This is a genomic window from Lentilactobacillus fungorum (assembly GCF_016860605.1).
Taxonomy (GTDB): Bacteria; Bacillota; Bacilli; order Lactobacillales; family Lactobacillaceae; genus Lentilactobacillus; species Lentilactobacillus fungorum.
Map to the genome: position 1 here is coordinate 59,310 of NZ_BNJR01000019.1, position 11,858 is coordinate 71,167.

The window sequence follows — 11,858 nt, forward strand, 5'->3', positions numbered from 1 at the left end:
AGGATCGGCGTGGCGCGATCAGTAGATTTATTTGAAACAGATGATAATCAAGATGAGCCCAAATATGTGGATGGTCGCCTCTCTGCTATCTTCTTTTCAAGTAGTGACAGTTTTTACAAGGTTGTCTTGATTGAAATCACGGCGACCAATATTAGTTGGCCCGAAGCTGAAATTGTCGTCACTGGCAATTTTGGCGATCTAGTTGAGGGAAATAGTTACCATTTCACTGGCAAACTAATTGATCATCCTCGTTATGGCAAGCAATTTCAAGCTAGTAATTATACGAGTTTAATTGCAACCACTAAGGATGGGGTGATCAAATACTTATCTGGTGATCAGTTTCCGGGAATCGGTCGTAAAACTGCTGAACGGGTCGTGGATGTGCTGGGCGAAGATGCCATTGAAAAAATTAATTCCGATGAACGCGTCCTCGATGACATTCCAATTACCCAAAAACAGAAGCGGGCGATTACTGAAAATTTATCGGTTGACGACAGTTTGGAAAAAGTGATTGTTGGCTTAAATAGCTACGGCTTTTCCAGCCAAATTGCGGCGGCCATTTACCAAAAGTATCATGAAGACGCCCTCAAAATTATTTCTGAAAATCCCTATCAATTGGTTGAAGACATTGATGGCATCAGTTTTCGTAAAGCCGACGCCATTGCTTTAAAGTTGGGGATCGTGCCGGATTCTAAGGAACGGGTGCGAGCTGGCTTGATGTTTGCGATTGATGAATTGTGCCTAAAAAATGGTGATACGTATACAACAACGGCACCACTGATTGCGACAGCTACCACTGTTTTGGAAGGTAATTCACAGCCGCGGATTTCTGGTAAAAGATTAGCTGAGTCCCTAGTTGAGCTAGCAAAGGAAAACAAAATTGTCGGCCAAGACGACCGAATTTATTTAACCCGGCTGTATAACGCGGAAGTTCAAATTGCTGAACACGTTAATCGAATTATCAAAAATAAGGACGATCATGACTTTGATGAAGCGACCATCAAAAAGCAGATTCGGCTTGTCGAAAAGCAATTTGGGATTACCTATGATGATTCTCAAGTTGCCGCCATTGTTCAGGCAATTCAATCACCCGTTTTTATCCTGACTGGCGGGCCGGGGACTGGGAAAACGACGATTATTAATGGCATTGTCCACACTTACGCACGTCTCCATGATTTTTCGCTCGACGTAAATGCTTATAAAGATGCCAATTTTCCGGTGGTTTTGGCTGCCCCGACTGGCCGAGCCGCCAAGCACATGTCGGAATCAACTGGACTTCCAGCCAGCACCATTCATCGACTATTAGGTTTAAACGGCAGAGAAAGCAACGATGCCGATGCAACTAAAGATATTGAAGGTAATTTGTTGATTATCGATGAAATGTCAATGGTGGATACGTATTTGTTTCGCTCGTTAGTTCGAGCGGCACCTAATCAAATGCAAGTGGTTTTGGTGGGCGACCAGGATCAGTTGCCGTCAGTTGGCCCCGGGCAGGTCTTCCATGATTTGTTAGTCTCCAAACAAATTCCAGCAATGCAATTAGATACCATTTATCGCCAGGAAAAGGGCTCTTCGATTATCCAATTGGCCCACGATATTCATAATGGCCAATTGTCCGCGAACTTTGCTGAAAACCAAGCTGATCGCTCATTTATTTCTTGTAGAGAAAATCAGGTACCTTCAGTGATTGAACAAGTGGTTAAGCGGGCAAAGCAAAAGCAGTTTGGGTTAATGGACGTTCAGGTTTTGGCGCCGATGTATCGTGGCAATGCTGGCATTGACCATTTAAACGATGTGATTCAATCTATCTGGCAGGATCAACCGGCAAAAAAGACGGTAACCATTCGAGAGCACACCTATCGAATTGGTGATAAGGTGTTGCAATTGGTGAATAATCCCGAGCAAAATGTGTTTAACGGCGATATTGGCGTCATTGTTTCGATGGAAGTTATCAAAGATCAGAAGGCCCCCACTAAGATTACAATTGATTTTGATGAAACTGAGGTAACTTACGAAAAAAACGAATGGTCTCAGTTCACGCTGGCTTATTGTACGTCGATTCATAAGGCGCAAGGGAGCGAATTTAAGATGGTGATCCTACCAATTGTTCGTCAATATTCACGGATGTTGCAGCGAAATTTGCTGTATACAGCAGTCACCCGGGCAAGCGACTTTTTGATCATGCTGGGTGAACAGGATGCTTTTGAACAATGTGTGAGAAGTATCTCAGTTAACCGGCGGACCAGTCTGGTTAAACGTTTGGTTGACGCTATTGGCAGACCAGAGGAACCAGTCCAACCACCTGCTGATAGTGGGCAAAGTAACACCCAAGATGATGACCATGAGCAAGCAGTTGATCGGCCGAAGCATTTAACAGAAGCCGTTATTAATCATCACGAAATTGATCCCATGATTGGCATGGGTGGGGTCTCGCCAAAAGATTTTATGTGATTCGTGAACAGTTTTACATCATTTAACATTCAGATTATGGTAAGATTTAGTTAAACAAGAATATTGGAGGACATCATGACCGAGTTGAAATCACATCCCAAATTAAAGCTGTTTTCTCTCAATTCTAACCGCCACTTGGCAGAAGAGATTAGCAAAAAAGTAGGTGTGCCATTAAGTCAGGCAACCGTTGAAAAGTTTAGTGACGATGAAATTAAGATTAGTGTGGATGAAAGTATCCGGGGTGACGAAGTTTATATCATCCAGTCAGTTTCTGACCCGGTTAATTCCAACTTGATGGAATTATTAATTATGGTTGATGCCGTTCGACGGGCGAGTGCTAAGTCAATTAACGTCGTCATTCCATACTACGGCTACTCCAGAGCCGACCGTAAAGCCCGCTCAAGAGAGCCGATTACAGCTAAGTTGGTGGCATCGTTTCTTGAAATGGACGGCGTTGATCGAGTGGTGACGCTTGATTTGCATGCCGACCAAATTCAAGGGTTCTTCAATATTCCGGTTGACCATTTAAGAGCTGATACGCTGTTGGCCAATTACTTTACCAAAGAACACCACGATTCTGAGTTGGTGGTTGTTTCCCCTGATCATACTGGTGTGTCGCGAGCTCGAAAATACGCAGAGTTATTGAAAGCGCCGATTTCCATTATTGACAATCGCTCCCCAGAAGACGCCACGACTGTTCCCGAATCAGTTATTGGTAATGTGCGTGGCAAACGGGCAATTATTGTCGATGACATGATTGATACCGCGTTTAAGTTAACCATTGCAGCCGAGACGCTAAAAAAAGCCGGGGCAACCGACGTTTATGCGATTGCGACGCACGCGGTCTTTTCAGGAGATGCTCAAAAGCGGCTGCAAGAATCCCAAATTGAAAAAGTCATTGTGACCGATTCAATCAATATCGCCAAACAGGACCAGTTTGAGAAGCTGGAGGTCGTATCGGTTGGGGATTTATTTGGTGAAGCAATTACATTGATTCATAACCAAAAGTCTGTTGGCAAATTATTTGGCAGATAAAATTCTATTGTGAAGGTGAGTTAATTTATGTATAAGGCAAATGACGATCGTTATGAGAGTGCAGTTGTACGCAGGGCCGGCAATTCAGGCCTTCAGCTGCCAGCATTATCATTTGGATTGTGGCACAGTTTTGGCGATGACGCCAATTACGGTGATAGTGAGAAGGTTATTTTAAAGGCCTTTGATTCTGGAATCTTTTGTTTTGATAACGCTTATAACTATGGTCCAAGTGCCGGGGCTGCCGAGCGGATGTTTGGCGAAGTTTACCGGGCTAACTTAAAACCTTATCGAGATGAATTAGTGATTACGACGAAGGCAGGCTTTAATATGTGGCCAGGGCCTTATGGGAACTTTTCATCACGAAAGACGTTAATTAATGCCTTAGATGGCAGCTTGAAGCGGATGGGATTGGACTACGTTGATATTTATTACAGTCATCGATTTGATCCAAATACCAGTCTGGAAGAAACGGCTAACGCACTAGATAGCCTTGTACGAGCTGGCAAAGCTTTATATATTGGCATTTCGAACTACAATGCCGCGCAAACCCGAGAAATTACGCGATACTTTAATGAATTACACACGCCGTTTGTGGTCAATCAAGCATCGTATAATATGCTCAATCGAGGCATTGAAGACGATAGTTTGCTTGACACGCTTGCTAAGGAGAATAAGGCGTTGGTTGCCTATGGGCCACTGGCAGAAGGTCTCTTAACCGATAAATATTTAAATGGGATGCCTGATGATGTCAAGGTTCATTGGAGTAATGAATTCGTGATGAAGCACGGCAAAGATGAGTTAATTCAAAAGTTGAATCAATTGAATGATTTAGCTAAGAACCGCAATCAGAACTTAGCTCAAATGTCGCTGGCATGGTTATTGCACGACAAGACGGTTGCTAGCGTTGTAACGGGTGCTTCTAAAGTTAATCATTTGGAAGATAACTTAAAAGCTTTGAATCATTTGGACTTTACTGATGATGAGTTAGCTGAAATTGATAAAATTGTCAAAGAATAATCATGATGATTGACAACGAATAATGGGGTGCTGGGGCAAAACTTGGGTTTTGAAACCAGCGCCTTTTTTGCGTTGAAGGCAACTAACTGTTTAGGCTGGGCTCTGGTATAATTAGTTTAAATAAAGAACGAAGTCGAATGGAGAATTAAAATGACAAAAAAAGTAACGATTACCGACCTTGCCAAGAAAGCGGGCGTTTCGGTGACAACGGTTTCCCAAATTCTAAACGGTAAACAGGATCGCTTTAGTGACAAAACGGTCAAAAAAGTTCATCAGCTCCAACATGATATGGGCTACGTGCCCGATTTTAATGCCCAAAGCTTAATCCGAAAAAGCGGTCGCACAATTGGGGTGTTGTTACCTAATATTAATAATCCTTTTTTTGGCCGATTTGTCCGGGGAATTGAAGCCGAAGCGATGAAGCATGACTACGTTCCGCTTATTTTCGGTTCTAACAATAGCGAAACCTTGGAGAGTCACTACTTACTGGAATCAATTAGAAGGACCGCAGACGGCATGATAATCGCTTCTGCGGTGTCTGATCTTAACTATATCGATAAGATTCTCAGTCAAAACGAAGTCCCGTATTTGTTGGTTGACCAAGCACCGGTTGTGGAAGGCGATAAGATTAATGCTAATAATACCAAGGGGGGTAAATTATTAGCTGAATATCTCATGAAAAAAGGTCACCAAGACATCGTTGTCGTAGCAGATACCCACCCAACCATGAACATGGAGCACCGCCTAACTGGCTTCTTATCGGCTTTTAAAAGGGCAGGGAGACCTATCAAAGCCGATCACATTATCAAAACTGATTTGACAAAACTTGGTGGCTACCAAGTAACCAAGCAGGCCTTGGCGTTAAAACCAACTGCAATCTTTGCGATTAATGATGAAATTGCCATTGGTCTGTATCGAGGAATCTATGAAGCTGGGTTAAAGATTCCAGCTGACATTTCGGTTGTTGGCTACGACGATATTGATTTGGCCGAATATGTTGCGCCTAAATTGACAACGGTTCACCAAGCAGCGTTTGAAATGGGGCAGCATTCGGCCGCTATGATTATTGAACGAATTGAAAATCGGAATGAACCGATTCAGCAAGTTAATCTACCGGTTAAGCTCATTGAACGAGATAGTGTCAAGCAGCTTTAGGCCCAAATTGAATAAAGCACTTGTTAAACCCTTTCAGCTTTGGTAGAATCTTAGGTGAAAGGTTTTACTTAATATTAAATTGTAATCAAGTTAGAGGAGTACACTATGACGAATAAAGTGGTTGTTCTTGGTAGTTTAAATGTTGATACAACGTTACACATTGCGCAGATGCCCAAGCCGGGCGAAACCATTCGGGCAATGAGTAAGACAAATTCAGCCGGCGGCAAGGGAGCTAATCAAGCGGTGGCGGCTGCCCGCTCAGGGGCTGCAACGAGTTTTATTGGTCAAGTTGGCAAGGACGGCAATGGCCAATTTATGATCGATGCACTCAAGCGTGATCAGATTAACGTTGACCATATTAAGGTTGATGATCAAGACGGCACCGGTTCGGCAGTAATTTTACTGGATGAAAATGGGCAAAATAGCATTATGGTTTACGGTGGTGCTAATCAAGCAATGAAACCAACAATTGTTGCTGATAGTGAGGCCTTGATTGAAAGTAGCGATATTTTGATCTCGGAATTTGAAACCCCTCAAGAAGTCACTTTAGAAGCGTTTAAACTAGCTAAAAAGCACGGGGTGACCACCATTTTAAACCCAGCTCCGGCAGCTAAATTAATTGATGGCTTAGCCGAGGTGGTTGACTTAATTGTCCCTAACGAAACAGAAAGTGCTTCGCTGACCGAGATTGAGGTGAACGATCAGGCTTCAATGGATGCCAACGCCGAAAAATTTACTAAAATGGGAATCAAAAACCTCATTATTACAATTGGCGATCGGGGTGCTTATTATCATACGCCAGCAGGTAGCGGGTTTGTACCGGCATTTAAAGTTCATGCCAAGGATACAACCGCAGCTGGCGATACATTTATTGGGGCGTTAAGTTCAGAAATTAATAAAGATTTTTCTAATATTAAAGCTGCCCTGACATATGCACAAAAGGCGTCATCCATTACGGTTCAACGCTTGGGCGCATTACCATCTATTCCAACCGCTAAAGAAATTGCGAATCAGTATAAATAATAATTATTGAGTGAATTAGGTATTGCTTCGTTCCTGAATTGATTTTTAGTAAAGTGTTGCTTTACGTAAAATTATCTGTTAGTATATCCAATCGTTAGCAGGAAATGATTAAGTGTTTACTAACATTTCCTTGTGAGAAGTTTAAATCGATGGATCCTAAAATTTAATTTTATAGTCAAAGGGGTTTATAGCTATGAGTAATAAGTTAGAAATTCTTGAAGAATATCAAAAGGCCGCATCAAAGCTCAGCCAACTAAAGAACCAAGAAGCTGAGTTAATTCATTCAAAGACGCAGGATACTAATGACACGGTAGTTATTAAGCCACAATTTGGCAACGAAATGAACCATTTAAACCAAGAGTGTATGCAACTGAATATGATCTTAGAAGCAATGGATGCTTCAGAAGATTAAACGGTAGGTAGCATGAAAAAGCACCGGTCAAGACAGCTTAAAGTTGTTTTGACTGGTGCTTTTTGACTTGGTTTGTTAACGACATCGTGAAGTCACTAAAAGTAATCGGATAATAGGGCCGAAGAAACGGCCACCTTGATTTGATTTCGTCCTTTTAATTGATTAAGCCAATCCTGCGGGAAATTAACGGGGGCAAATAGGAGTGAAGCTAACATTGAGGTGATCGACCCAATTGTATCCGCGTCATTTCCTAAGTTTACCGCGCGTGTCACTGCGACATAATATTGCTCCGAGTTCATGAGGCACCAAAAAACGGAGTTAAGGGTGTCAACCACATATGGAGAACTCTTAATATGATTACTTGGCTGTCTTAAAAAGTGGGGATCTTCTAATTGATAAAAATGATCAACTTCGTCGGCAAAGGCTGCCTGCTGGCGGTAATAATCCAGTGACTCTTTGACGGCCCGAAGCATTGCATACTTATTAGGATTATAGACTAATCGGATAATGACGTTAGTGAGTATGCCTGAAGCAATCAAGCTGCGAGGGTGACGATGGGTGGTCGCTGTGTAATCATGGATGAGCTTGACTACCTGATCGTTAAAACGATAGCCCTTCGAACTCGTCAAAATATAGAATGCAAGTGGCATCATTCTCATTAAGGCGCCGTTGCCATTATCCATTTCGGAAGTGCCACCGCATAATTCGGGCTGGATGCCGGCGTCAAATCGACGGATTGCCTCACTAGTGGTTTTACCGACGCCAAACGTCATGCCAAAAGGGGTGTAGTCGCCAAAATGATACCACTGAGAATAGCGCATCATTAAATCATGGAGGTTATAGCCCTGCGTCAAACTAACTAACGAAGCAATGGTGAGGGAAGTATCGTCAGACCACGTTCCTGCAGGTACATCATTTTCTTTGTGCCCAACCATCGTATTAATTGGGTTCTCAAGTAAGTCTTGTCGTTTGTGGCACTGATAGGGAACACCTAAAGCGTCGCCTAGCGCAACGGCGGTGACACATTGAAATAATAAGTAGCTGGTTGAGTACATGGAATTACCTCGTTTATGATTTCTGAATGGGGGACACAGCTATATTAACATAAGACTAGCGAATCCAAAAAGGGTATTGATCAGTTTCGAATTTAAGCTGATAAGTTTGAGCGCCCAGTTCTTCACCGTCAATTTGACCATAACGGTCAGCCTCAGTAGAAACAAAAAGTTGCTGGCCAACGTAATGGTGAATAAAGCGTAGGCGCAAATGTTTCTTTAAAAATATCATACTGACAAATAAAAACAATTGAATCAGGTTGGGCTTTTCAACAATGACCACATCCAATTGATTCTCATAGGCTGACGCAGTGGGCACAATCTTAATACCACCGCCAAAATAGGGCAAGTTAGTGGTCGTAAGTAAGAAGGTATTGGCAAAGGTTCTTTCTTGCTGCCCAGGAATTTTAACGTGGGCTTTGAACCCCTGAAAACTTCTCAAAGCATTGACCACAGAAACCCAATAAGAGAATTTGCCGAAATAACGGCTGTTTTTCAATGGTGATTGATTTGCATCATGGACAACGGTTGCATCAAAGCCGATCCCAAAATTATTAGAAAAATAGCCGTTATCGTGAGTGCCTAAGTTGACATAGCGGCCGACGTTAACAGAAATTGCTTGGGTGCAATTTAAAATTTGATCGAGGGCAGCCCGCCAATGAAGGGGAATATTTAGCGCTCTGGCAAAGTCATTTCCAGAGCCAATTGGCAAAAACGCCAACGGGACTTGGTGATCACTTGGATTGGTTGAGTAATACTGTTTACAGCCAAGAAGGGCTTCGTGCAGGGTGCCATCGCCGCCGGCAGCAATGATAACGGCGGGTTGATTATCTGTTAACTGGCCAAGAAGCTGTTGCGCTAGCGAAGTGGCATGGCCATCATATTGAGTAACAAAAGTTTTGTATGAAACGCCGGCTGCAGCCAATTGTTGCTGAATCTTCGGCCATAGTAAGCGAGCTTTGCCACCGCCAGCGCATTTGTTTAAGATGATGAAATAGTTCATTGGCCGAGACTCACTCCCCACAGAAAATTAAAAGGATGTAATAGAAAAGCTTGGCTTCGAATATATGAGATATTCGACCCCAAGCTTAGTCAATACTTATGAAATCGGTTTGAAATAGATGTTTACTTTTGATTTCCATTCATGATAAGCATTGGCAGGATCATCGGATGACGTTCAGTTTTGTCATACAGAAATTCTTGGAGGTCATCGATGATTGCATTTCTAATAGAAGATTCAGTTGCTTTTTTGGCTCGCATGGCTTTTCGGATTGTCTTAAAGACTAGTCGTCGGCCTTCATCCAGCAGCTCACCAGATTCACGCATATAGACGAATCCCCGGGAGAGGATATCTGGGCCAGATTGGATTTCTTGGTTATTTAAATTAATCGTGGCGACCACCACGACAATGCCTTCCTCGGAAAGCAATTGGCGATCACGAAGCACAATGCTGCCAATATCACCAATCCCGCTGCCGTCAATATAAACATCCCCGGCTTGGAAATGACCAGCTAAGCGGGCATGGTCACTAGAAAGCGCTAAAACGTCGCCATTTTGCATGATGAAGCTATGATCAAGCGGAACCCCACATTGTTCAGCGAGTTCAGTATGAATTTTAAGCATTCGATATTCACCATGGATGGGCATAAAGAACTTAGGCTTCATTAATCGAAGCATGAGTTTTTGTTCTTCTTGTCCACCATGACCAGAAGTATGAATGTTATTAACCCGACCGTGGATCACGTTGGCGCCAGCTTCTTCAAGCTTATTAATCACGCTGTTAACACTGGTGGTATTACCAGGAATTGGGTTGCTTGAAAAGATGACGGTATCGCCTGGTTGAATTGAAATTTGTCGATGGGTGCCGTTCGCAATTCTCGAGAGCGCAGCCATTGGTTCACCTTGGGATCCAGTACATAAAATCAAGGTTTTGTTGGCTGGCAATGACTGTAAATCGTGCGCATCAACAAAGGCATCATCTGGTATGTCCAAATAGCCAAGTTCACGCCCGTTAACAATTGCCGCATCCATACTACGCCCAAAGACCGCAATTTTTCTTCCATGCGCCATCGCGTTATCACAGGCCGTTTTGATCCGTGAAATGTTAGAAGCAAAGGTTGCAAAAATAATTCGGTCTTTAATTTGATCGAAGATGTGGGCAATTGAGTTACCAACCCATTTTTCAGAGTGAGTCCAAATGGGCTTTTCGGCGTTCGTACTATCAGACATCAAGCATAAAACGCCCTCTGCGCCCAATTTAGCCATTTCTTGTAAATCAGGCGGCTGGTTGGTCACTGGAGTAAGATCGAATTTGTAATCTCCAGTTTCTACGATAACCCCAACTGGAGTGTGAACAGCAATTCCAACAGTGTCAGGAATTGAATGGGTTGTTCGGAAAAACGAGACCTTCATTTTTCTGAACCTGAGGACCGATTTATCACTAATTTCGTGTAACTCAACGGAGTTCAATAAGCCATGTTCTTCCAGCTTATTCTTGATTAACGCCATTGCTAATGGGCCAGCGTAAATAGGGACGTTTAAAACCTTCATCAAATAAGGGACGCCGCCAATATGGTCTTCGTGTCCGTGAGTGATGACCAAAGCTTTGATTTTGTCCTTATTGTCCACTAAATATTGATAATCTGGGATGACATAATCGACTCCCAAAAGATCGTCTTCCGGGAATTTGATGCCGGCATCAATCAAAATAATTTCATCTTGAAATTGAATGCCATAAGTGTTTTTGCCGATTTCGCCCAGACCGCCAACGCCATAGATAGCTGCTTCGTTATTTTTGACGTTTAATTTTTTCATTGATTATTGAACTCCGTTACTTTGTAATCTGGATTATTTTGTTCGTACTCTAGATGTTTACCTTGGAGCGGTTCAATAAACTCGATTTCATAATCTGTGTGATCTTCCACGAGTGCATGAGCTTCGACCTCGGTATCGGCCTCAACATAGAGGGTACGCGTTGTCTCCCGACGAGGATTTTGTTTCTTGTCGGGTTGGTATAGTACTTTAAAAATCATAAAAAAACTCCTTTAAAAATTTACTTTTTAGAAACAGTTAGGTTTCTTTCCGGACAAGTGGCTGTGAAAACACAGCTAATAACGATATATTACCATATTATAAAACATAAGTATATAAAGTTGAAAGCAATCGTCTTGGAGCAGTCATGTTAAAATGAAGTGAAGTATCAAGAATGGGGAGCTATTTAATGGAATTACTCATACAAATTTTGATCGGCTTGGTCGTTGCTTTTGCCGTTTATAACTTGATTCATTATTTATTTGTGACCCGGCCTAGTAGGCGGCGGACAATGCTGGCACAACAAGTTTGTAATGAAGCCGTTCGAGCGGCTGTTCATGCATTGATGACGGCCAAAACGCTAAAGCCCTTTGACGATAATGATTTGCGATCCGAACAAATCGCAGAGGTATGGGGACGGGGCGTGATGGCGTTCGAATATCATCTGCCAATTAATAACGTCAGTCAATCAATTCCAGATTTTAAGCAAGCGTTGGTCAAGGCGTTGGCAGAATATGGTGATGATCACCATATGCATGTCCATTCAGGGGAAGTCGATCGACCAGCGTTTGTGGTGACCGATATTTGGCAGTTAGATAACCGACTTCATTTTGACGTGGCTTACCTTGTTAACTTAACGACGGTCGAATACGTAGATGATCTTAATCGGTTAAGCAGGTGAG

At 42.7% G+C, this 11,858-nt stretch carries 11 protein-coding genes; 7 read left to right on the plus strand and 4 right to left on the minus strand.

All coding sequences use genetic code 11. The features are described from left to right. Positions 1–9: 9 nt before the first annotated feature. From recD2 to YK48G_RS12355, 6 genes are all read left to right on the plus strand, one after another. Entirely contained in the window at positions 10–2,451 is a 2,442-nt protein-coding gene (recD2, locus tag YK48G_RS12330) for an SF1B family DNA helicase RecD2 (protein WP_203631009.1), read from the plus strand. A 75-nt stretch (positions 2,452–2,526) separates the two neighbouring features. Then, positions 2,527–3,486, plus strand: coding sequence for a ribose-phosphate diphosphokinase (locus YK48G_RS12335; protein ID WP_203631010.1), 960 nt, complete (start codon positions 2,527–2,529; stop codon positions 3,484–3,486). A gap of 27 nt (positions 3,487–3,513) precedes the next feature. Then, positions 3,514–4,503, plus strand: coding sequence for an aldo/keto reductase (locus YK48G_RS12340; RefSeq protein ID WP_203631011.1), 990 nt, complete (start codon positions 3,514–3,516; stop codon positions 4,501–4,503). Between the two features lie 150 nt (positions 4,504–4,653). Continuing rightward, positions 4,654–5,658, plus strand: coding sequence for a ribose utilization transcriptional repressor RbsR (gene rbsR, locus YK48G_RS12345; RefSeq protein ID WP_203631012.1), 1,005 nt, complete (start codon positions 4,654–4,656; stop codon positions 5,656–5,658). Positions 5,659–5,763: 105 nt separating this feature from the next. Then, a complete protein-coding gene (gene rbsK / locus YK48G_RS12350; RefSeq protein ID WP_203631013.1) occupies positions 5,764–6,681 on the plus strand; it encodes a ribokinase in 918 nt (305 codons plus the stop codon). Positions 6,682–6,874: 193 nt separating this feature from the next. After that, the gene (locus YK48G_RS12355; protein ID WP_203631014.1) at positions 6,875–7,093 is read left to right on the plus strand and encodes a hypothetical protein; all 219 of its coding nucleotides are present in this window, start codon (positions 6,875–6,877) and stop codon (positions 7,091–7,093) included. A 95-nt stretch (positions 7,094–7,188) separates the two neighbouring features. Here YK48G_RS12355 and YK48G_RS12360 read toward each other — a convergent pair whose 3' ends face one another. The 4 genes from YK48G_RS12360 to YK48G_RS12375 form a co-directional block, all read right to left on the minus strand. Continuing rightward, complete coding sequence (locus YK48G_RS12360) at positions 7,189–8,148, minus strand: ADP-ribosylglycohydrolase family protein (protein WP_203631015.1); 960 nt, start codon at positions 8,146–8,148, stop codon at positions 7,189–7,191. Positions 8,149–8,203: 55 nt separating this feature from the next. Beyond that, positions 8,204–9,148: a diacylglycerol/lipid kinase family protein gene (locus YK48G_RS12365; RefSeq protein WP_203631016.1), complete on the minus strand. Its 945-nt coding sequence runs from the start codon at positions 9,146–9,148 to the stop codon at positions 8,204–8,206. A 122-nt stretch (positions 9,149–9,270) separates the two neighbouring features. Next, on the minus strand, positions 9,271–10,959 hold the full coding sequence (rnjA, locus tag YK48G_RS12370) for a ribonuclease J1 (protein ID WP_203631017.1): 1,689 nt from the start codon (positions 10,957–10,959) through the stop codon (positions 9,271–9,273). Further along, positions 10,956–11,177, minus strand: a complete 222-nt coding sequence (locus YK48G_RS12375; protein ID WP_203631018.1) for a DNA-directed RNA polymerase subunit epsilon — start codon at positions 11,175–11,177, stop codon at positions 10,956–10,958. The genes rnjA and YK48G_RS12375 overlap by 4 nt, the downstream gene beginning before the upstream one ends. 188 nt (positions 11,178–11,365) lie before the next feature. On the opposite strand from YK48G_RS12375, the gene YK48G_RS12380 reads away from it, so the two are divergent. Next, positions 11,366–11,857, plus strand: coding sequence for a hypothetical protein (locus tag YK48G_RS12380; protein ID WP_203631019.1), 492 nt, complete (start codon positions 11,366–11,368; stop codon positions 11,855–11,857). The last annotated feature ends 1 nt before the right edge of the window (position 11,858 follow it).

Coding starts and splice junctions, on each gene's coding strand:
- YK48G_RS12360 (WP_203631015.1), bottom strand. CDS start 8,148: ATGTACTCAACCAGCTACTTATTATTTCAATGTGTCACCGCCGTTGCG.
- YK48G_RS12365 (WP_203631016.1), bottom strand. CDS start 9,148: ATGAACTATTTCATCATCTTAAACAAATGCGCTGGCGGTGGCAAAGCT.
- YK48G_RS12335 (WP_203631010.1), top strand. CDS start 2,527: ATGACCGAGTTGAAATCACATCCCAAATTAAAGCTGTTTTCTCTCAAT.
- rnjA (WP_203631017.1), bottom strand. CDS start 10,959: ATGAAAAAATTAAACGTCAAAAATAACGAAGCAGCTATCTATGGCGTT.
- YK48G_RS12380 (WP_203631019.1), top strand. CDS start 11,366: ATGGAATTACTCATACAAATTTTGATCGGCTTGGTCGTTGCTTTTGCC.
- YK48G_RS12375 (WP_203631018.1), bottom strand. CDS start 11,177: ATGATTTTTAAAGTACTATACCAACCCGACAAGAAACAAAATCCTCGT.
- rbsR (WP_203631012.1), top strand. CDS start 4,654: ATGACAAAAAAAGTAACGATTACCGACCTTGCCAAGAAAGCGGGCGTT.
- YK48G_RS12340 (WP_203631011.1), top strand. CDS start 3,514: ATGTATAAGGCAAATGACGATCGTTATGAGAGTGCAGTTGTACGCAGG.
- rbsK (WP_203631013.1), top strand. CDS start 5,764: ATGACGAATAAAGTGGTTGTTCTTGGTAGTTTAAATGTTGATACAACG.
- YK48G_RS12355 (WP_203631014.1), top strand. CDS start 6,875: ATGAGTAATAAGTTAGAAATTCTTGAAGAATATCAAAAGGCCGCATCA.